Source organism: uncultured Methanobrevibacter sp. (genome assembly GCF_900314695.1).
GTDB lineage: Archaea > Methanobacteriota > Methanobacteria > Methanobacteriales > Methanobacteriaceae > Methanocatella.
This window is the reverse complement of the sequence record NZ_OMWD01000021.1, coordinates 15491-40150: the sequence shown is the minus strand read 5'-3', so window position 1 is coordinate 40150 and position 24660 is coordinate 15491. Positions and strand designations below refer to the sequence as shown.

The window sequence follows — 24660 nt, the reverse complement described above, 5'->3', positions numbered from 1 at the left end:
GTGGAATGCTGTGTATTTGTTGAATACTGTCCTGTATGATTTTTTAGATCCAACGCTATGACCTGACCTTAAGTGAAAATCTTCAATTAAATCCTGGTCTGTAGTGTAATACATTTTCTTATAACCTCTTTTTTATTTCGATAGATTAAACAGATGTCTCCTATAAAAATCCATTTCGTAATCTTTTAGTTATCCACCAAGTATATATAAGTTATGTTACTGAACGGGAACCATGACTGGAAATAAGTATCCTGATGCTTGAAGAAAGAGTGAGTAATTATAATTATGATTAGTGATGTAGCTATTTTAATTGATTGGATTTTCAATTAAATTGATTTTGAGTATAAAAATAGTATCTTTGAAATGGTTAATCTACATGAAAAAATAAAAAAAGTTGAGGAATGAAAAATTCCCCATTTATTTTTTGAATTTTATTGTCTTCTTGACCTTGTCTTTGCCGTAGATGACCTGATAGGTGTACTTCTTGTTTGTTTTGAGCTTTTTGTAGACGCTGTTTTTGATGGTGAATGTTGCAACACCTTTCTTGTTGGTTTTTGCTTTTAAAGTCTTCTTGTTGAACTTTAAGGTTATTTTTTTGTTTTTAAGGTACTTACCGTTGACCTTTTTGATGGTAACTTTGATTTTGATTGACTTTGAAGACTTTTTGGCGTTAACATTTTTCGCCTGAATAATGCTTTTAACAACAACCTTATTTTTGACTTTAACCCCATTATACTCAGCAGTTACAGAGTAAGTTTTTGGAGCGAGGGTTATTTTAACTAAAGCATAACCATCAGCATCAGTAACCCTAGTAATCTTTTTACCGTTGACAGTAAAAACAACAGTCTTACCTCCCATCGGATTTGAGTTCTGTGTCAACCTAACCTTAAAGTACTTGCCGCTTGAATAAAGCATATTCAAGTTATTGGCTGTTAATTTGGACTTCACTAAAGCGACATTTGTTGTCTTATTAAATCCAGAATATTTACTGTCACCGGAATAAATCACAGTGACATCACCCATAGAATCCAAACCCGGAACTGTAATAGCTACCTTACCATTAACCAATTCCAAAGTGCATGTGTAGTTACCTACAATAACAGTCAAGTTACCGATTGCATCCTTACAAAGAGTGATTGATACAGTATCTTTTATGTTTGATTCTATTTCTGGAACAACTTCAGGTTTGACTGTGAAAGTGACAATTTCAGAAGTTTGCCTGAATCTCAAATCACCGCTGTAAGTAACATTGATTTGATAGTTGCCCTCAGCCAAATCAGAAATTGAGATATTGAAGACATTCTCATAGGAAACATTGTTAAAATCAAATGAAACACTACCAGCAGCCTGACTGTCAACTGAAATAATGATGTATGAATCATCAACACTGACTGTGAGATTAGGATCTTTTAAATCACCACAAGTTAAGGCAAAAATCCTATTGTCGAAAGAAGATACATAAATCACACCATTTTTATCCATTACAGGATTACCAGTAATTTTAGTAGACAAATCAGACTTCCACAAAATTTCACCATCACCTGAAACCATATAGAAAATATTATTGGAAGCAAAGTACAAGTTACTGTCATTTCCAATCAAAACACCAGAAGTGATATTCAAATTGGAAACTAATCCCTGTTTACCTGTCAAAACATCATACCTATACAATTTGCCGTCAGCATTTAAAGAGTACAAGACATCTTCATCCAAAAGCAATTGCCTGACACCACTTGTTATTTTGCTTTTCCACAATTGAGAACCGGACATAGAATATGCAACAACAGAATCACTTAATGCAGCATAAACAATATTGCCTTCACCGATAACCGGACACACATTTGCATAATTACCTGATTTTATGAAAATGAACTGCAAAGTATTTGCATCCAAAACCCTCAACCTGTTTTCAGAAAGCACCACAACAATATTTTCATTAACTGTAGGTGAGCATAACGGTGCTGTTTTAGCAAGATCAACCAAAATAGGATTTCCACCGAACTCCCACATCCTATAAGGAATCTTGACAAGATTATACCTGCCTGAGGTAACCTGATACTCGCTTACAATATATACATTAGCATTGGAATCAATAATCGGTGCAAAAATACTGGAACCCTGATAAAGATTGGAAGAACCATACTTCTCACCAGTAGTCTGATTGATAAAATACAATGTATCACCTGATTTAGGTGAAATAACAACATCACGGCCGATGCATGTTCCTGAAAAATTGCCCTCACGAGTATCAGGAGTGAAAACAAACCTCAAACTGCCATTAGCATCATAGGAATATATTCCGTTTTGTGTTGTAACATAAATGTTTCCATCACTATCAATTGTCAAAGCACCAACAATATCCTCCTCCAAATCGATAATAAATGCAATTTCACCGTTAGTGTCAGATCCATATTGTGACTTGTAGGAGCTTTTGGAATCCAATCCTTCATTTGGCCATTGTGAGATAGGATATTCCAAAACAGCAAATGTAGTGGAATTTTGAACAGTATTGTAATTATTTCCATCATAAATTGCAGTTATTTCATACTCGCCGATTGCCAAATCGCTTATGACATACTCAACAGCACCGGACAATGGAATAGTGATAACATCCCCACCGATTGTGAAAGTTCCGGAGGTTTTAGCCGGAACGTTAATGTGTATTACTGCATCCTGACCAATCTTAATGTTATCGGCAGAAATATCAAATGTCAAATCTGCCTTTGAGATAGTAAACTCGGTAGCCCCTGTCTTATTAAAGTAGGTATCATCACCAGTATAGAAAACAGTGATGTTCTTGTTGTCTCCCGCTTCAAGGCCGCTTAAAATAATTACAGATTGACCATCAACTACACCTGATGAGTTGGACTTACCGTCAACCGTTACAGTGACATTTCCAGTTGCATTATCATTCAACCTGACAATGATTACAGCACTTTCACCGTAAATGATATCTGCTGCTTCAATTAACATTGATGCATTTAGATTGTCAACTTCTATTTTGGTCGAACTTTGACTTTCAAGATACTTATCATCACCATTATACACCGCTTTGATGATGTAATCACCACGAGTAATGTTTTTGATAGTATATGTTGTCTTAGCATTTGTCAATGCCAATGTGTGAGCTTTATTGTTAATGTATAAGGTTACATTTCCCTGTGCGTCACTTAAGCATGAAACACTAATCAAAACATCCTCATTTACTTTAATTTCACTTATCTCCAGGTCAGTTTTTGAAGGATATCTTGAAACCTGAACATTTGAAGTTGCATTCTGTGGAAGATACTTATCATCACCGCTGAAAACTGCATTAACCACGTAATTATCAGCTTTTAAATTCTTGAAAGTGAAAATCATGTCCTTTGAGGCTTTCATTGTTTGTGTCAAATTGGAAATCTCAACAGTAACATTTCCTGAAGCATCACTTGGCATGCTGATTTGTATGACAACATCCTCTCCAAACATGACGTTTTCTGTTTTAACTTGAAGATTAGGGTTTGACTTTAAAAACTCAAAAATAATGTCATAGTAAACATCATTATAGTTAACAGTAACAACACCGTCTTTTAAAGCTGTTAATGTATATGCAAGTCTTGAATCGAGATTGCCGTTCAATGCATTGTAAGTGAATTCGATTTCCGGAAGATTGGTATACTTGGAGGCATTGTTTAAATAAAAACCAAGGGAAATTAAAGCTACCTGATTTTGCTCTAAACGATTAACACTGCTTGTGGCATTTAAAACCAGCCAATTGCTGATGTTTAAATTCACAGGTTTGGCCGGGTTTTTTAAAGTACTTCCCCACCAGTTATAATCCAAAACATAGTTTTGATTGCCTTTGAGTATATCAGTATTGTTTAAAATAACAGAGTTAGTGATTGAAGCATAGCCATTATTGTTAATCAGTGTCGCATTATTGTTTATAATGATTGACTTTGATATTTCCGCATGCCTTGCATCAATTAAATTAACAGCAGCATTGTTTTTGAAAATACAATTTTCAACAATCAAATTACCACTATTCTGCCTGATGAAATTATCCACACTCAAGTTTATGACATTCATGTTTTTAAGAGTGAAATTACTGTTTAAAACAAATTGAGCAGTGTTTGTTAGCGTAGCATTGTTCTCACCTTTAATTAAAACATCACAATCTATTTTGAGATTTTCACTCCAGTTACCATCCAAAAGAATAATATTTCTGCAATCCTTAGCCAACTCCAAAGCTTTATTAATCGTATTTACAGGAGAGGACCTTGAAGACCCTTTGTTGTTGTCACTGCCATTTTTTGAAACAAAAATATACTCACGAGTGCTTGCAACAGTAACCTCATTAGACTTACTATTTGAAATAGTCGGAACAACATAAACATTACAGATATCCAAATCACCAAAATCAATAGTAAAAACAGTAGAATTGACAGTTTTAGAATACTTATTGTTAATGTAGACATCATAAAATGTCCTGTCTAGAATATCATCTTCATAATAATCAGGATTAGATAATTTTACATTGATTTTGAATGTTGCTTGTTCATTACCCGTATTTAAAGGAGTTAATGTTAAATTTGAAAATTCAATAGAGTTTCCAATATAGTGATTTCCAGAAACATTACACACAGTTCCAATCACCTTAACATTCAACACATCACCTGCACGAGTATGATTAATAAAAGTATTGTTTATAATATAAATATCAGGAGATCCATAACTTCCCGCTTCCCAAGCACAAATCGCAGTCCCAATTGAAGCAGAATTAGAAATAAATAATGAATTTCTAACTTCAATAGAACCTTTATCCATAAAAGAAATTGCTCCACCACGACCAGTACCAGTAGTGGACAATGAATCTAAAGCCCAGCATAAATTATTATTATCTTTAAATAAAGAGTTTTCAATGTAGATTCTAGGAATTCCAACAAATTGGCAAGCACCTATTGCTCCACCACCATTATTAGTAGTACAATTATTATCAACAAAAGTGGAATTATAGATATTCATTATATTATAGCAATACAAGGCTCCACCGTTCCAACCGGCAACATTGCCTGTAAAATTACTATTGTAAATATCAGTAACCCCCTGATCATAAGTAGTTATTCCACCAGCCCAGGCAGCAGAACGATTCTTATAAAACTTGGTATTAAAAACTTTCAAATTTCCGTAATTTTTGATACAAGTCGTATGTTCGTAAGCAAAATTATTTTCAAAATAACAATTATTCACAATCATAGATTGTTGCCCATAAATATCAATGATTCCTTTAGGAACGCTACAATTAATAAAAGAACAATTATCTAATGTTGCTTTACCTTTTTGAAGACGGATAATATTTCCATCTCCTAAAACATTAGTAATACCTACAAATGAACAGTCCTTGATTATATAATTACCTCCACCGCCCAACTTCATAAAAAGTGCATCAGGAGAATATTTACAATAAATCCATTTAAATGTAATATTTTCCAGAGTTAAACTTTTTCGATTATTATCAGGAACAACAATTGGATTATATGTGACAAATTGACCTCCTTCCAAAACATAATGATTTCCATCTGATGGAATGTAACATTGATGAAATGAAGAATCACCAATATAAGAATCAACACTCCCAATAATTTTTACATTATTATTAATTTTTATCTGACAATTAGAATCAGTTGGATTTGTTGGATAAAAATTAGTATTTTCCTTTAATTTTAAAGTATAATCCCTATCAGTTAAAGAACAATAATACTGAAGTTCATCCCAATCATTAACAACAATTTCATCAGATTCATCACTCAACAATTCATTTTGAGAATTCATTGCACCAACAATATCAGAATTATCTGTTTCAACTAAAGAATATTGATTTATTGAAGTTGAATTGATTTCATTAATTTCTTCAGCACATACACAACTAGAAGAAAGAATTAACACAAAAAATAAAACTAAAAAGAAGAATTTTTGATTAATATTCATAAAAATTCACTTCCTAAAAAAAATAAGAAAAAAATAGGAAACATTATTCCTATTTTTATTTTTTAAATTTTATAGACTTTTTAACTGTGTTTTTTAGGTAAGTTACTTGATAAGTATACTTTTTACCTACTTTTAACTTTTTATAAATGCTATTTTTGATTGTAAAAGTTGCAACACCTTTTTTATTGGTTTTTACTTTAAAAGTCTTTTTATTGAACTTTAAAGTTACCTTTTTACCTTTCAAGTATTTTTTATTTACTTTTTTCAAAGTTACTTTGATTTTAAGTGTTTTTGCAGACTTTTTAGCATTTATATTCTTAGCAGACACAATGCTTTTAACAACTACCTTATTAGACACCTTAACACTACTATACTGTGCAGTTACAGTGTATGTTTTTGGAGCAAGTGTTATTTTAACAGAAGCAATTCCATTCTTATCAGTTACACCAGTTATCTTTTTGCCATTAACAACAAAAGTAACAGTTTTTCCAACTAAAGCAACATCATTTTGTGTTAGTTTAACCTTATAATAACTTCCACTTGTATAAAGCATGTTTAAGTTACTGCCAGTTAATTTTACTTTAGTAGATGCAACATTAACTTCCCTTGTAAATGAAGCATATTTACCCTCACCAGAATAACTAATAACTACATTACTGCTTGAATCTAAACCTGGAACATAAATTGATGCTTTACCATTAACCAATTCCTGAGTGTATGTTTTATTTCCAACAGTTACAGTCAGTTGACCTGTTGCATCACTTGGAAGACTAACAGAAACAGTATCTTTTTTACTGGATTCAATTTCAGGTAAAACTTTAGGTTTTACTGTAAAATTAATCACTTTAGAAACACTATTAAATCTTCCATCACCAGCAAAGGAAATGTTTAATTGATAACTTCCAGAACTTAAATCTTCAATAGACTTATTGAAAATATTTTTATATTCATTCCCTTCGAGAGTGAAAATTACATCACCAGTAGCCTGACTGTCAATATCCACAGTAATATATTTATCATCTACATTGACAATGAGATTAGGATCTTTTAACTCAACGTGTGTTAAAGCATAGATTTTGTTATCCTGTGAAGTAACATAAACTGTTCCTTTTTCATCCATTACAGGATTACCGTTAATATTAGAGTCAATAGTTGATTTCCACAATATTTCACCATTGGAATTTAACTCATAAAAAGTATCATCAGATGCAAGATACAAATTACCATTATTTCCAATTAAAACACCAGAAGTAACTTTTAAACTGGATATTAATGATTCTTTACCATTAATCAAATCATACCTATATAAGTTGCCTTTGGAATTGATTGAATACAATCCTTTTTCACAATCCAATACTAATTTATTTCCAACACCACCAGTTACTTTAGTTTTCCATAATTGAGAACCAGATATGGAATATGCAACAATAGAATCACTTAAAAAAGCATAAACAATATTGCCTTCGCCAATGACAGGTTTTATATTTGCGTAATTACCTGCTTTGATGAATTTAGTTTGTAAAGTTTTTGCATCAATTACCCTAAGCCTACCTTCAGATAAAACAACAATCAAATCATCACTGACAACAGGAGCAGTCAACGGCTTGACATTTCCCAAATCAACAGATATAATTTCTCCACCATACTCCCATGACTTATATGGAATTTTAACCAATTTATAACTGTTTGAGTCATGCTGATATTCACTAACAACATATAAATTAGCATTTGAATCAATGATTGGAGCAAATGCACTGGATCCCTGATACAGATTTGATGAACCATATTTTAATCCATTGGTTTGGTTTATGAAGTATAATGTGTCTCCTTCACTTGGAGATACGATTACGTCACGACCAATAGACAAACCTGAGAAATTACCTTCCAATGATTCAGAAGAATAATTCCATCTCAAATCACCATTACAATCAAAGGAATAGATTACAGAATGAGTTGCAACATAAATGTTTCCTTCACTGTCAATTACTAAATTACCAATGATTTCATTATTGATTTGAATAAACCATGCTATTTCTCCGTTGGTGTTGCTTTCGTATGGTGATTGACCAGTATTTTGACTGTTTTGCCCTTCATTTGCCCATTGAGGGGAAGGATATTCTAAAACTCTAAATGAAGTTGAATTTGAAACAGTATTGTAATTATTTCCATTATAAACTGCAGTAATATCATATTCACCGATTTCCAAATCAGAAATAATGTAATCAATGATACCAGACATTGGAAGGGTAATTATATCACTGCCAATTGTAAAAGTACCTGTGGTTTTTGCAGGAACTCTGATATGGACAATTGCATCCTGACCTATTTTAATATCATCAGATGTAATGTCAAATACCAGTTCAGCTTTATTTATTGTGAAATTTTGTGACACTGTCTTGTTGAAGTAAGTATCATCACCAGTATAAAATACAGTAGCTTCTTTTAAACCAGCTTCCAAATTACTAATTTTAACAGTTGCCTTACCATCTTTTACAATAACAGTATTTGATATGCCATCAACACTAACAGTGATATTACCAGTTGCATCATCATTTAAAACAACTTGAACTACAGCATCCTGTCCGTAAACAATATCATCAATATCTACAGCAAGTGTTGCATTTAAATTATCTACTTCAATGAATTTAGTATCATTGCTTTTTAGATATTTATCATCACCATTATAAATAACAGAGATAAGATAATCCCCTCTTTTAATGTTTTTAATAGTGTATGTTGCTTTTGAGTTGTTTAATGTTAAAGTTTCGATTTTATCGTTGATTTTAAGTGTGATATTTCCTGTTGCATCACTTAAAGTAGTGATTGTCAAGATAACGTCCTCATCTACATTAAAAACACCAATATCCAAAGCAGTAGTAGAATTATATTTTAAAACACTTGATTGAGTAGTAATTTCTTTGGATAGATACTTATCATCACCAAAATACACTACGACAATATCATAATTATTGGCTTTTAAATTGTTGAATGTGAAAACCAAATTATTAGAATCGATTATTTTATTTTGACTTGAATTGCCAACAGTTACAGTTATGTTTCCTGTTGCATCCTTTGGAAGTGTTACTTTAACTGTTAAATCATCACCAAACATGATATTTTCAGTTTGAACTCCTACTTTTGGATTTGTTTTAACAAAATCAAAACTAACGATTATTTTAATATTCTTGTATTCTGCTATTAATTCGCCATTGTTTAGTGAAGTTAGTGTATATTCTATTTTTGAGTTTGTTGAAGTTTTGTTGATAGAAGTACCGTTTATTGGAGTGATCTTTAAATCAATATCTCTTAAATTGTTATATTTAGAAACAGTATTGTTTTCAAATAAGTAAAATCCAAAATTGATTAAAGCTACTTGATTTACTTCTAAAGAATTACAGTTGCTTGTTGCATTTAATACCAACCAGTTGTTAATGTTATTAAATGGTTTTTCCAGGAAATTTTCCAAAGTGTTACCCCACCAATTAACATCAAAATCATAATTAGCATTACTACTAATCAAATTAGTATTGTTTAACAATATGGAGTTGGTAATTGTTGATAAGCCACTACTACTTATAACTAATCCTTTGGTATTTTGTATGATTGAGTTTGTAATTTTTATTGAGTTGGATTGTATTAATTCAGATATTTGGTTATTTTCAAAAATACAATTATCAATAATTAGATTACCTGTGCTTTGTTTGATGAATTGATTTGAATTTAAATTTTTAATATTGATATTTTTTAAGATGAAATTATTGGCATTAACATCAAAAGACATTTTATCAGTTAATGTTGCATCATTTTCTCCTTTTAAAGATACATCATAATCAATTTCAACATTTTCACTGTAATCTCCATCTAAAACAATAATATTTTGACAATTTCGAGCTAGCTCTAATGCTTTTTTAATAGTTTTTACCGGTATATCTCTTGTAGTTCCATTATTGTTGTCACTACCTTGTTTAGAGACAAAAATATATTCACGGGTACTTACAAGTGTTACCTCATTTGATTTTTTATTGGAAATTGTTGGAATCACATAAACATTGCAAATGTCCAAATCACCAAAGTCTAATGTAAATATTGTTGAGTTAACCGTTTTAACATATTTACCATTAACATAAACATCATAGAATGTTTTATCCAAAATATCTGAATCATAATATGAAGGATTTTTTAAATCAACTGCGATTTGTAAAGTTGAATATTCCTTACCTTCATTTAATTTAGTTAATGTTAAATTTGAAAATTCAATTGAATTGCCCAAATAATAATTATCAGAAATATTACATAACGTACCTTTCACACGAACTTTTAAAACATCCCCGGCACGAGTATGGTTAATAAAAGTATTATTGACAATAATCACGTCCGGTGATCCGTAACTTCCAGCTTCTATTGCACATATTGCAGTACCTATTGAAGCAGCATTAGAAATAAAAGTTGTATTTCTGACTTCTAAAGAGCCTTCATCCATTAAAGAAATTGCTCCACCTCTACCAGTACCATCAGTTGATAATTCATCTAAAGCCCAGCACAAATTCTCATTATTTTCAAATAAAGAATTTTCAATATAGATATGGGGTGCGGAAACATGTTTACAAGCTCCAATTGCTCCACCACCATTATTAGTAGTACAATTGTTTCCATCAAATATAGAATTATATATTTTTAAATCACTGTAAGTGTATAATGCTCCACCATTCCAACCAGCCACATTATCTGTAAAGTTAGAATCATAAATTGTTGCACTTGCACAGAAGTGAGTGTGGATTGCACCTGCCCAATAACCTGCACGATTTTTATAAAAAGTAGTATTATAAACTGTTAATATTGCACAGTTATTTATACAACCAGGTTCAGTTCTTGCAAAATTATTTTCAAAATAACAATCTTTAACAGTCATTCGTGCACTAGTATATGACTTAGGATCATATAAACTTACACAACCAAAATCTGTTGTACAATTGGTAAATGAACAGTTTTCTAATATCGCATCTCCTTTTTTAAGATAAACTAAACATGAATGACCACCAGACAATGTATTATCTTTAAAAATACAATTTTTTATTACATTTTTGGCATTTCCACCCATTTGCAGGAAAATTGCATCAGGTTTTAAATTTTTTATATAAATCCATTTAAATGTGATGTTTTCTAAAGTTATGCCAATTTTTGAGTCATCTGGCACGATAATTGGATTATAACTATTAATTATTTCACCATTATCTATAACAGTATGATGTGTATCATCAATATAAACCCTATGCGGTGAAGTATCTCCAAAATAAGCTCCTTGAGAACCTATAATTCTAACATTATTGTTGATTTTAATTTGACTGTTAAAATCAGTAGGATCTGGGTAAAAATTAGTATTTTCCTTTAATTTTAATGTGTAATCCTTATCAGTTAATGAACAATAATACTGTAATTCATCCCAATTATTAACAATTATCATTTCATCATTATTGTCTAATGAATCCGGTGGTGTTGATTTAAGTAATTTATCATTAGACAAATTATCTTCAGAATTTAAATAAGTTATATCTTCATTTACTGGAGTTATTTCAATTGCTGAATCACCTTTTGTTATTGTATCATTTAGGTCTTGATTTGCTGATACCGAACAAATTGAAAAAAGCAATATTAATAAAAGAAGAATAATAAACGAATTTTTGAAATTCATAGACCAATTAACCTCCCACTATAAAAAAAATAAAGAAATAATAGGGATTAATTTAAATCCCTATTTTTTAATTGTAATTTTTTTGTTTACACTGTCTTTTCCATAAGTAACTTTGTATGAGTATTTTTTACCAACTTTGAGTTTATTTAATACATTCTTTTTGATTGTAAATGTTGCAACTCCTTTTTTATTGGTTTTTACTTTGTAGGTTTTGCCTTTGAATTTTAAGGTTACTTTTTTACCTTTTAAGTATTTTTTATTTACTTTTTTCAAAGTTACTTTGATTTTAAGTGTTTTTGCTGATTTTTTAGCTTTTAGGTTTTTAGCTACGACTATGCTTTTTACAGTTACTTTGTTGGTTACTTTTACCCCTAAATAGTTTGCAGTTACTTTGTATGCTTTTGATTTTGGAGGCAAGGTAATTTTTACAGATGCATATCCGTTTTTATCGGTTTTTGCAGTTGTTTTTTTACCATTTATTACAAAGTTAACTATTTTTCCAGTTACTGCTTTTCCATCTACTTTTACTTGTACGGTGTATTTTGTTCCACTTGTGTATAGCATGGAGAAATTTTTAGCAGTTAGTACTGGTTTTGGAACAGATACAGCAATATTAGACACTATTGGATCGTATTTGTCATCCCCAGAGTAGGTTATTGTTGCATTGTAATCTCCTGGAGTTAGGTTAGGGATTGTTACTTTTGCACTACCATTTACTAACTCTTGGGTGTAGTTTTTACCGTTGATTGTTACGGTTAGATTACCTGTTGCATCATTTGGTAAAGCAATGCTGAATTCTGGTGTTGTGGTCCCTTTTGGAGTGTCAGTAACTAATGTATTGTTGTTTATTGGCACATTCACTTTTGGAACTGTTAAATTGGTAGTTGTAGTGATTACATCGTATTTATCATCACCTGTGTATGTTACTGTTGCGTTGTAATCTCCTGGAGTTAAATCGTCAACAGTGATTTTTGCACTACCGTTTACTAATTCTTGAGTGTATGTTTTGTTATTAACAATGACTGTTAAGTTACCTGTTGCATCGTTTGGTAAGGCAATGCTGAATTCTGGGTTTACAGTGCCTTCTGGTGTTTCAACATTTAAAGTTTCATTAGTTATATCTAATTCGACTTTTTCTGCTGTTAAAATACTTTCAGATGATTTGTTAACGTATTTGTCATCACCAGAGTAAGTAACTATAATATTGTTATCTCCTGCAACTAATCCTGTTATGTTGATTTCAACATTTGCTGAAGCATCAGCTGAGAAATTGTTGTCACCAACACTTACAATTACAGTTCCAGTAGCGTCTGATGGCAATTCAACATTGATAGTTACAGTGTCGTCTACTTTAGCATCAGTTGGAACAATAGATGTAAAAGTGTAATCACCGACTTTAGATACAACTAATTCTGTGGAATTAACTCCATAAATATGATTTTCAACATCATTTAATACCACTTCAACAGCATATTTTCCTTCTTTTAAAACTTCAGGAACAGTGAAAGTAGCTAATGATGAATCATTTACCTTCAATTCATAAGTTTTATTATTGACTGTGATATTAATTGTAGAATTTGTTGCTTGAGGCAATGTTATTGCAATCTTTTGGTCATCCCCATAGTAAATACCTGGAGCATCCAAATTAATATCAACATTTGTAAAGTTTAAATCAATAGTTTCATAATCCAATTTAGCAGTAACAGTATTATCTGAGGAATTACTTGTATAAACAACTCTAAACATTCCGTTTTCTAAAGTAACACTTGATACAATTTCACCAGTAGCTGATGTTAAATTGACAGTCATTGGAGAAAAATTAAAAGTAGTTCCTACAGTATCATTAGTTCCATTCCAACATAATTTACCTATTATCTCATATTGATTATTACCCATGTAATTTTCAGAAAAGGAAAAAATTGCATATTGTTCTACTGAAATATCTATTGGGTCAATACGACTACCCGTACTATCTAAACCGGAAATCCCTTTCATATAATCAGGAATAGAATTTTGACCAAACCAAATATTATTTAATGTAATATTTTTATTTGAATATATAGATGATGAAATCATTTCAACATCAGGTAATAAAAAAATACAATTATTTATAATACAATATGTAATATCTAATTTATCCCCAAGAGTATTATAAAAAAGTTTATTCATTCCATAATAATTAAAAGTACAATTAATGTAATTCACATTAAATTCTTTTTTTACTCCAGTTGCATATGTTTTTCCAGTAAATGTACAATTAATAAAAGTTCCTATATTTGCATTTCCATAAAATGCAACAAACCATTGCCTTGTTGAGTATCCTTTAGACCATTGTGAAGCATCAAAAATAATGTTGGATATTGTAAAATTTGCTGAAGATGAAGTCAAACCAAAAGACTGTTTTGCTTTGGTTTGGTCATACATGTTTTTTATCACAACTTTACCATTTATTCCTTGAATAAATAAATTATTTGTGTTAAATTTTAATTCAGACCCAATATAATATGTTCCATTAAATATATTTACAGTTACTTTATCTTCACCACTAACATTTTTACAAGCTAAATCTAATGTAGAAAATGGATTTTCATAAGATCCATTTCCACCATTTTCAGTAATATTCTGACCAACATATATTTCACGTGAATCTTCAGGTTGACTTACCCCATTAATGTTATCCACTTGAGAAAAGATTGGTTCATCATTAGTTAATTCTAGATCAATATTATTATCAATATTAAATTGATTTGAAGCAATATCCTCTGTAAAAGTAGATGAATTCACATCAATTGCTGAAATTGAACCAATTGATCCGATTACTAATAATATAAATATAAATATAAAAAAATACTTTATCTTCATTTTATCATCAATTGAGGGTAATGTTAATCATTACCCTCATTAAAATATTTTAACATTGTTTTTTAATGGCACCCTGAACAATTTGGACAATTTGAACATTGGGTACAATAATTATCTGAAACATCATTATTGGAACCACTACCAATAATAACTGCATTGTCACAACAATAATTTGTTGTATCTAAACAATTATTATTGACATTAGTATCATCAGCACTTAATAGATATACTGCATAATCCCCATTTGTTACTGTTACTGTATTATCATAGATTTCATAGACATGAACATTTGGAGTCCATTGAGAATAACTTATACCATATGCATTATCTCCTGATTCATAAGGAGCTTTATTTACTACAGTAATTGTATTACCCTCAACATATGCATAGTCATCGCCTAATTCCATACCAGTTACTAATGACCATTCATGTTCTCCAGCATTACCTTCAACATAAATAGTGTTATCAGTAATTGTTAACTCAGTTCTACCCATAAAGTTTTGTGAGTAGATACCTGCATTTGGACCGTTATTAGAAGTATGAATATAATTATTAGATATTGTTACACCAGTATGACCACCAGTTAACTGAATACCATATGCTGTACCAGTACCATTATTAGTACCTGGAATAATAGATCCGCCTTTACTTTCTAAAGTAATATTATTATCATCTATAGTTATATCATAACATTGGTAAATATCAATTGCATATAAATAATTATTATTCCCTTCTTCGGTTTCATCATCAATCTCAATAATTGTATTGTGACCAATGTATGAGTTATTAGAATCCACAATAATTAATGCATCTAATGTCGGATAATCATAATTAGTTACTGATACATTTACTAATAATCTATTATAAGTAAATTTAAACTCATTGGAGGATTGTACAGCTACACCAGCAACTTTGTCAGTGTAGATACTTGGGTAAGGTTGGTCAAAGTCTACTTTTTTTAAAGGCAAGTAAGCAGTTATATTGTTTCTTGAGACAGTCACATTTTTTCCACCATCAACTCTAATCACATGATTATAACAATTTTGATTAGCAGTTGAAGCAGTATATGTAATTACATTATTTAATATTTGTACATTTTTAGAATTTTCAACAAGTATCGCAAAGGTATCAGCAGTACTTGGAGTATTTACAACAATGTTTAAGTTTTGTACGACATCATTATCTGAGTCAACATAAACAACAGCACCATGTGAATTGTAAACAAATCTAGCACCGTCTAAAACTAAGTTATCAGCCAATAAATCAAAACTTACATCATTAAAGGTTGCTCCTGCAACATTTAATGGAATTGTTTTATTAATTTTAAAGTTTCCGAAACTTTTTGCACTAAAGTTTCCACTAAATGTCAATTCAGTAACAGCATCATCATTCAAGTAACCATTACTGTCAAAACATTTGCTATAATCAGTGTCAGTTACAGTAACTGCTTTTGAGGTGGTTACTGGATTGTCATCACCGTTATCGTTTTCATCGATTTTAACTTCATCTACTGAATCTACAGCATCATCTATTTCAATGACAGGAGTATCATCAGGTACGGTAATGTTGTCTGCGTCTGTTGCACTTACTGCGCTTACACAGCAGATTAACATTACTAACATTGAAATTAGTAGTATTGTTTTATTCCTACTCTTCATCTTAATAACCTCGTTTTTCTAGAAGATTTTGACGAATTCTTTTTTTGGAATCTGCCAAAATCAAGGTTGTTTTTCAAAAAGAGTTTCAATTTGCTCGCCAAAGTTTCATGTATTGTATCAATGTCTCGGACATTACTTCTTTTATAAAAGTTTTGATAATCAGTTTAAATATTGAAATTCAAGTTTAAAATTTGTGTTTTTATTTTTTTGGTGATGATTTTTTGGTAGTTAAAGTTATAACGTTCTTTTAGTTTGTTTTATTCGTTTTAAGTGATGGTAACCTTTTGGTTACCTTGATTTTTTAGGACGTGTTTTGGTTAATTTTAAAAACTGCCTTAAAAAATTTGGTTAATTGATTTATCCGGTTATTTACTGTCTAAAATTGTGAATTGAATGTTATTTGTTGAGTTTGGATTAATCAGGTGAATATTATCGGTTAACTTGTTGTAAACTGGTGGATAATGTAAGATTTTTTTGATGTTTTTTTGAAATTTGGTTGACATTTGTGATTTTTCATTCAGGCAGTTAAATTTAATGAAAAAATTCGTTTGCATTTAAAATGAGCAATTGAATATTTTATATGAGTATTTTTTTTATTAATCTCATTTAAAATCCTTGATATTTCTTTTTGCAAAAAAATCATTGGAAAATAATGATTTAACGCCTTTTAAAAAATTCAAATATGATTGAATAATGAGAAAGTATATATTAATAAATAGATAAACAATATTATATGTATAGATATTAAAGTTATCTGTACTAAATTGGGTTTTAGGTAAATTTAAGTTTAATTTAATAAATAATAATGGTCTAAAGCTTGATTTATTTAATTCAAAAGGAGTTCAATTAAAGTTTAAAAATCAGATACATTGATACAATGTCCGAACATCACCAGGTCATCAAAAATCTGTGTGATTTTTCAAGACCAAAGGAAAAACCGGGTTTTTCCCAAAAACCTATCGAGTGATTGAAAGCAAATAAAAACATTGAAATTAAGCATTTTTTAATTTTTTTGTTGAGGTCTAAAAAAAATACTTTAATACAATCCAAAACAATTACTTTCTCTTTTAATAGGTAGTAAAATAATTTTCAATTTTTATTTTACAGTTTTAACTTTTTTACCTTTTAGTATAAATAGCTACTCTTAAATTCAGTGAGGAATAATCATGAGCCAAAAAGACGAATGGATTGACATTTCAAAAAGCAAAAACATAGATGAAGTAAGAAACACCAAAGAGTATAAGGACTGGTTTAAATGTATAAAAGAAAGGGATAATGAAGAGTGCGTTTTATGCGGAGCCAACCAGCACTTGGAAGCACACCATGTCTTCTCGTTTAAGAATTTTGTTCCGCTTAGACTTGATCTAGACAACGGCATAACCTTATGTCACTGGTGTCATAAAAAGTATCATGCATTTTATAATCTGGAAAATACCAATCCCGTGACACTTCTGAAATTCTTTAAGGAGTTCAGGTTTTAGTAATATCGCCTAAGAGCGAAAATTGTAGCAAACTAGCTTAGTATATAGAAAAATCTTACTTTTCAAATGCTCTCTCTCTAATTCTTTATATACATTATAAACCTACTTATTATTATATCAATTAGACTCAGGAGCTTGAATATGAATAATGAAATTGTAAAAACATTATTATATACCAGTGAAGACGGAGCAGTGGCCATAAAGGTAATTATTGATTCTGAAAATGACACAATGTGGACTACACAAAAAACAATGGCTGAATTATTTGGCAAAAATATCAATACAATAAGTACTCATTTAAATAATATTTTTGAGTCTGGAGAATTAGTAAAATCGGAAGTTACCTTCAATCCGAACGATTTCAATAATACTGAAATCGTTATTATAAACCCTGATGCGAAAACACAACCGATATTATACAACCTGGATGCCATTATCTCAGTCGGTTATCGTGTAAACAGCAAACAGGCAACACACTTTCGCAGGTGGGCGACAGGCGTGCTTAAGGAGTATATTGTCAAAGGTTTTGCACTGGATGATGAATTACTGAAAAAAGGCTCAAGATTTGGAAAAGACTACTTTGACCATTTGCTTTCCCGAATCCGAGAAATACGTGCTTCAGAGAGAAGATTCAACCAAAAAATCACAGATTTATATGCAACAAGTGCAGATTACAATCTAGACACTGATGAAACAAAAGACTTCTTTGCCACAGTACAGAACATGCTACTTTTTGCAATAACCGGCCAGACCGCCGCTGAAATCATAAAATCCCGCAGCGACAAAAACAAACTTAACATGGGACTTACAACATGGGAAGATGCACCTCATGGAAAAATCCTGCAGGCAGATGTGGTAATTTCAAAAAACTACTTAAACGAAATGGAACTGATTCACTAAATACCTTGGTTGACGGTTTTTTGACCTTGGCAGAAACAAGGGCGAATTCCCAAAAACCAACATTCATGAAAGACTGGAAAACATTGCTTTACGGATATCTTGAATTAAGCCAACTGCCACTATTGGAAGGAAAAGGTAAAGTTTCAGCTGTTGAAGCCAAAGCCCATGCGATTAATGAGTATAAGGAATTTAGAATAGATCAGGACAGGAATTATGAATCTGATTTTGATAACCTGATTAAGTCCATTAAACGGCTGGAAGGTAAGAAATAATACATATCTAGAGAATACACCTCCTAGATACTTTAAAATTATTTAAGGAGATTGAGTTTTAGCAATATCCCCTAAGATTGGAAATTATAGTAGAATAATTTAGGATATAGAAAATATTACTTTTCAAATGCTCTCTCTAATTATTTATATAACCACTAAAATAATATAATATTAAAAGTGTCGATTTTATAAAATACTAACATATCGATAACTTAATATATAAAGAAAATTAATATAACAATAGGTAAGAAAAATATTATGAATGTTGATTCTTATTATCAACCCCAAATTGATAATAAGAAAAACAACAAGACAATTATAAAACAGTATACTAGTATGAAGTTTTATAATAAAGAGTTTACTTGAAGACATATTTAAATGTTTTCCATAACTTATAAACTTGATGCTGATTTTATACTTTTTTATATTTATTGAAATAATTTTTTCTACACCAAACTTTGAAAATTAATTGAATAGGAGGTATGCCAATGGAATACCATTGTGGAGAAGAACCTGGTGTAGGAACCTACATTTGTACTAGGGATAATTTTAAAGTTACTCTTGATAATTTAACCGATAAGTTACCCCCATGCCCTAAGTGTAGAAACTGCACTTATTTAAAAGAATAATAACTCTGAATAATTAGATTCCATTACGGAATCTAATTTTAATTTAAAAAAAACTATAATATTAAAATGGAGAGGGTAACATGAAAATAAGAATTATCAAAGATATTTTAAATATGATTGAACAAGATAAAAACATTGGTTTGATTGATGCAAAAACACTAATGAGTGAAGAAGACGAATATGAAGACGAATTCATACATGTTCTTAAAGTGATGGAAATTGAAGGCTACATAATAACATATAAACCAAGTAGCAAAAGAATGCCTGAGGTAAAACTAACACCTAAAGGTGCCTTTTATGGGAAAGAATACATAAAAGATTATGACAAGATCTTCAATGAAGTTACTTCTTTAATAGCTAAAGATTCAAAACAATTCAATAACAACACAACAATATCTAGAGAATTAAATATTCCCCCAATATATGTTGGAGCAGTACTTAATGATTTAGAAAAACAAAAGTATATTACACTTAAACAGATGGCCAGCGGATTGTTTTTTAAATTCACAGATAGAGGAAGAGAATACTTCTTTTAGAAATTAAAATCAATGAACCATTCTAAATGAATGGTTCAAACATCTTTAATAATAACCTAAAGGAGGTGAAAAAATGGGGGGGTAAGGAAAATCAATCCATGTTGTTCCAAATGACAAAGGCACATGGTCTAACAAAAAATCTCATGCAAAAAGGGCATCTTCAGTTCACCAAACACAAACTGAAGCAATAAGTTCAGCACAAGACCAAGCCAAAAGGCAAGGCAATACCGAAGTCATCATTCATGGAAGAGACGGTAAAATAAGAGAGCCAATACTTACAACAGAAAGGACTATCCTAAAAAAAACCAAAGGTTAATAAAGTAAATTTTTTTAATTTATCTTCTTAAATTAAAAAATTACAAGATTAAGGAAAATATTATGGAACAAAACAACTATTTCTCAATAAATGAGTATTATGATTATGACTTAGATGAATTTTCGAGAATTGAAGATGAATCTGTTGAAAATGAAGTTGATGAACTTTTAGGATTGATAAAAGCTGAAAAAAATACTGTGAAAGCAAGAATGGTTTCAGAAGTAACTACTATGCCTTCTGAAGAAAGAGAAAAAGAAGGTCGGACAATCAATAATTTAAAATGTGAAATACATACCGGAAAATATAGAAACATTCTAGAATTTTCAAGAGCTAAAAAAATAAACACTGATATAAAAAAGGGAGACAAATGTGTAGTGACAATCACCAACACAGACATAAAGAACATAAACTGTAAAATAAAAGAAATTGATTCTAATTCCATTACGATTCAAGCTAAAGAAAAAATTCCAAACTTTAGTAAAAATAATCTCGCTAGAATTGATTTGATTATAAATGAAACAACTTTTTCTAGATGGGAACGTAATTTAATACATTTAAATGAAAAGGGTAAAAAAGCTTTAAAGTTTAAACTCGGCAGAATAGCTCCAGAAACATATGAGTTAAACAAAAATATTTCATTTATTAACAAAGAATTAGATGACTATCAAAAGGAAGCTGTTAAACATGCCGTCAGTGGTAGGGATTTTTTCTTAATTCATGGCCCCTTTGGCACAGGAAAAACAACCACAATTGTTGAATTAATTTTACAAGAAATTAAATTAGGTCACAATATACTAGTTACAGCCGAGAGTAATGTTGCTATAAACAATATCCTTGAAAAACTAGAAAACCATGAGATAAATAAAACTCGAATTGGTGATTTAAATAAGATACCTCGCCATCTAAAAAATCATACAATTAACCATAAATTAAAAAATCATCCATTATATGCTGAGGATATGGATTATGAAGAAAGATTAGAAATAGAAAAAGAAATTCTAAGGAGTAGTCATGTAGTTCTAGCAACAAATTCTACAGTAGCTAGAAGAAGTTTAGAAAATATTGGCTTTGATATTGCAATAATTGATGAAGCATCGCAGGCAACAGTTCCAAGTGTTTTAATACCTATTAATAAAGCAGAAAAATTTATCCTTATTGGTGATCACAAACAATTGCCTCCAGTTATTTTAAACAACGATTGTGTGCATCTGAAAAAATCATTGTTTGAAGAACTTATAGAAAAGTATCCTCAACAATCACAAGAATTATTAATCCAATATCGGATGAATGAAATCCTTATGGAATATCCAAATAAAAAATTTTATGAGAATAAATTAATATGCAGTGAAAAATCTAAAAATTATTATTTAAATATAGGGGTTCTTGAAAGATATGATTCTAGCAGTCCATTAATATTTATTGATACTTCAGAACATGAAGACAATAAAGAGTCTAAACTAAATTCCTCTGATTCTTATATAAATAATTTAGAAGCTAAAATTGCTTTAGAGATTGCTCAAATGTATTTAAAAAAAGGCATTAAGAAAAAACATATTGGAATCATTGCAACATACGCAGATCAAGTTCGATTGATTGGCAAAAAAACAGAAGTAGATGTTAAATCAGCAGACGGATTTCAAGGTAGTGAAAGAGACATTATTATAGCATCTATGGTTAGAAGTAATAAAAAGGGTGAAATTGGATTTTTAAAAGATATGAAAAGGTTAAATGTTTTATTAACTCGTGCAAAGAAAAAATTAATTATAATCGGAAATAGGAAAACATTAGAAAGTAATGATGATTATAAAGAGTTTATAGACTTCTGTAAGAATTACTGTAAAATTATAAATATCAAAAATGAAGAATAGTTTAAAAAAAGAATACTATCATACATATGCGGAACTAGATACCATGACAAACATTATCCTAAAAATATTAAAAAATTATAAATATTATATTCCATTATCTTACCTTTTGATTATTACAGGAATATTCATTTCCAAAAATATCAATATTGCTCCTTTTAAAAGTATTATCCTAATCCTATTATTCACATTATCAATCTCTTGTTCGATTTTGAATATTATTTTTGTAAAAAAAATATCTACCAAATCTACATCATTTAAAGAAAAATTCACTAAACTCACTAAAATTATTGGTTACATATCATTAATTTTCATACCCTTAATTGCAAGTTTCAATTATTATATTAATTATGAAAATACTAACTCCTTTATGATTTTATTTACAATAACATTTGCTATGAGCATATATTTCACAAATATTGTTAGAGAAGTAATATTTCCAAAAAATAATACCCTTCAATCAAATTATGCATTTACTGGTGCAATTGCACTTAACCTAATTTTATCAAATCCAAAAGGAGTTGAATTAATGAATACAATTTTAGATAATATTCTTTCAATACAATCTTTTGCTTTATTAATAGCCATAATTATGTTATGTATAGCCCTATCAACAGCATCATTTAATTATTGCTCAATATTAGAAGAAAAAAGTGAAATTAGAAAGAAAATTAAAAAAGATGGTGAAAATTATTTTATATCATCAATTTTAACAATGATTTCAATTATATTATTATGCATAACCTCATATATCCAACCCCTTTTTAAACCAACAACATTGATAAATTTGGATTTATTTAGTATGAATTTCTTATTTACAAATGTATATTCTTTTTTACTTATAATCATATTATCATTTACTATTTATTCAATATATTGTATAATAAAAAGTAGTTACTCTATTTTAAAAGAACTTGAATTTTTAGAACATTATTTTTATAGATAATAACTAAATAAGTTTAATTAATAAAAAAATTGATTTCTGATTTGATATAAATGAAAAATAAGAAAATATCCGGTATATACAAAATCACCTGCAAACCCACTAACAAAATCTATATCGGCCAGTCCATTGATGTTTACGATAGACTGTTTCGCCAACATAGAACTCAGTTAAGAAACAATTCACATGACAACTCCCATTTACAGAATGCATTTAATAAATATGGTGAAGAAAACTTTGAGTTTGAATTGATAAAAGCATGCAAGATAATATATCTTGATAGATTTGAAAAATTATACATCAGAGTCTATGATGCTTTAAACAAGGATAAAGGATTCAATTTTCAGTCCGGAGGGAGTTCTAACTATTATACTCCAGAACTGCCCCTTGAACAAAAATTTGCCATGAGCAGTGCAAAAAACAAAAGCGGATATTATAGTGTATATATGAAAACACGACAAACTATTCAAGGATATGTATGGGTATATCAATATAGAAAAAATGGTAAAGTAAAAGAACTCTCATCAGTGAATTTACTGAAATTAGAAGAAAAGGTTAAAGAGAATGGATTGATTTGGAAAGTTATGGACAAAAAATCAGCCAGTGCATCTCAAAAATTAAATCGATTCAACATAGCTAAACATTATCTTCGCAAATACGATACTTCAAAAATATATAACGCCGCTAAAATCAGTCGTTTTGTAGACATTGATTTTGATGAACTTTATAAAAAAGCTAAAGCTGGAAAATCCCCTATGGAACTTGCAGAAGAATATGGTACTACCAACACCACAATAATTTATAAATTAACTTCAATTATGAGTGATGATGAATATTCAGAATATAAATATCAAAATAAGTTAAATATTTCAAAAGGTTCTAAAAATCCCAATTTTAACGACAATTATGATGAAGAGAAAATTCTTGAACTTGCTAAAGACGGATATAGCATGGGTAAAATTGCAGAAATGATTTCAAATGAGGATTTCAAAGCAAGTAAAAAAACAATCAGCAGAAGACTTAAAAAATTGATGAATGAGGAAGAATATAAGGAATATGTCAATATTGTTCGTTCCAAAGCACATTCTGGAGAAAATCATCCAATGTTTGGAGCAGATAGATCAGGTGAAAATAATCCATTTTTTGGAAAAAAGCACTCTGAAGAAAGTAAACGAAAAATGAGTGAATCAAAAAAAGGAATAAAACTTTCTAAGGAAACTAAGGAAAAATTAAAAGAAAAAACTAGTGGTAAAAATAACCCTATGTATAGAGTAAGTAGATTTGGTAAAGACAATCCCATGTGGGGTAAAAATCATAGCAATGAAGCAAAAATGAAAATGAGTAAAAATAAAAATACTTCTGGATATTATCACGTGTCAAAAATTACAGAAAAGAAAACCGGCAGGATTTATTATGAATATAATTACAAAGATGAAAATAATAAAAGAAAACTATTAAAAGAAATTCAATTGAAAAATTAGAAATTGAAGTGAAAAAAAGAAGATTAGAATGGATAAAATTAAATTAATATTTCCTATTTTA

General features: G+C 29.8%; 11 protein-coding genes and 1 pseudogene. 8 read left to right on the top strand and 4 right to left on the bottom strand.

Annotated features, from left to right (window positions below; all coding sequences use genetic code 11):
• Positions 1 to 417: 417 nt before the first annotated feature.
• The 4 genes from QZN45_RS07875 to QZN45_RS07860 all read right to left on the bottom strand — a co-directional run bounded on the left by QZN45_RS07875 (position 418) and on the right by QZN45_RS07860 (position 16176).
• Positions 418 to 5967, bottom strand: coding sequence for an Ig-like domain repeat protein (locus QZN45_RS07875; protein WP_296812319.1), 5550 nt, complete (start codon positions 5965 to 5967; stop codon positions 418 to 420).
• Positions 5968 to 6022: 55 nt separating this feature from the next.
• Positions 6023 to 11656, bottom strand: a complete 5634-nt coding sequence (locus QZN45_RS07870) for a PQQ-binding-like beta-propeller repeat protein (RefSeq protein WP_296812317.1) — start codon at positions 11654 to 11656, stop codon at positions 6023 to 6025.
• 60 nt (positions 11657 to 11716) lie between these two features.
• Entirely contained in the window at positions 11717 to 14518 is a 2802-nt protein-coding gene (locus QZN45_RS07865; protein ID WP_296812316.1) for an Ig-like domain repeat protein, read from the bottom strand.
• 62 nt (positions 14519 to 14580) lie between these two features.
• Positions 14581 to 16176: a hypothetical protein gene (locus QZN45_RS07860; RefSeq protein ID WP_296812315.1), complete on the bottom strand. Its 1596-nt coding sequence runs from the start codon at positions 16174 to 16176 to the stop codon at positions 14581 to 14583.
• Positions 16177 to 17342: 1166 nt separating this feature from the next.
• Here QZN45_RS07860 and QZN45_RS07855 point away from each other — a divergent pair.
• The 8 genes and pseudogenes from QZN45_RS07855 to QZN45_RS07815 all read left to right on the top strand — a co-directional run bounded on the left by QZN45_RS07855 (position 17343) and on the right by QZN45_RS07815 (position 24599).
• Positions 17343 to 17657 (top strand): HNH endonuclease, encoded by a 315-nt coding sequence (locus QZN45_RS07855; protein ID WP_296812314.1) that lies wholly within the window; start codon positions 17343 to 17345, stop codon positions 17655 to 17657.
• 141 nt (positions 17658 to 17798) lie between these two features.
• Positions 17799 to 18829: pseudogene (gene rhuM / locus QZN45_RS07850) on the top strand (RhuM family protein).
• A 488-nt stretch (positions 18830 to 19317) separates the two neighbouring features.
• Complete coding sequence (locus tag QZN45_RS07840; protein WP_296812308.1) at positions 19318 to 19458, top strand: hypothetical protein; 141 nt, start codon at positions 19318 to 19320, stop codon at positions 19456 to 19458.
• An 80-nt stretch (positions 19459 to 19538) separates the two neighbouring features.
• Positions 19539 to 19994 carry a hypothetical protein gene (locus tag QZN45_RS07835; RefSeq protein ID WP_296812307.1) on the top strand — a complete coding sequence of 152 codons (456 nt, stop codon included), beginning with the start codon at positions 19539 to 19541 and terminating at the stop codon, positions 19992 to 19994.
• Positions 19995 to 20088: 94 nt separating this feature from the next.
• Entirely contained in the window at positions 20089 to 20310 is a 222-nt protein-coding gene (locus QZN45_RS07830; RefSeq protein WP_296812320.1) for a DUF2188 domain-containing protein, read from the top strand.
• Positions 20311 to 20372: 62 nt separating this feature from the next.
• On the top strand, positions 20373 to 22178 hold the full coding sequence (locus QZN45_RS07825) for an AAA domain-containing protein (protein ID WP_296812305.1): 1806 nt from the start codon (positions 20373 to 20375) through the stop codon (positions 22176 to 22178).
• Entirely contained in the window at positions 22168 to 23121 is a 954-nt protein-coding gene (locus tag QZN45_RS07820; RefSeq protein ID WP_296812304.1) for a hypothetical protein, read from the top strand. Before QZN45_RS07825 ends, QZN45_RS07820 begins: the two co-directional genes overlap by 11 nt.
• A gap of 50 nt (positions 23122 to 23171) precedes the next feature.
• Entirely contained in the window at positions 23172 to 24599 is a 1428-nt protein-coding gene (locus QZN45_RS07815) for an NUMOD3 domain-containing DNA-binding protein (protein WP_296812302.1), read from the top strand.
• Positions 24600 to 24660: the final 61 nt, after the last annotated feature.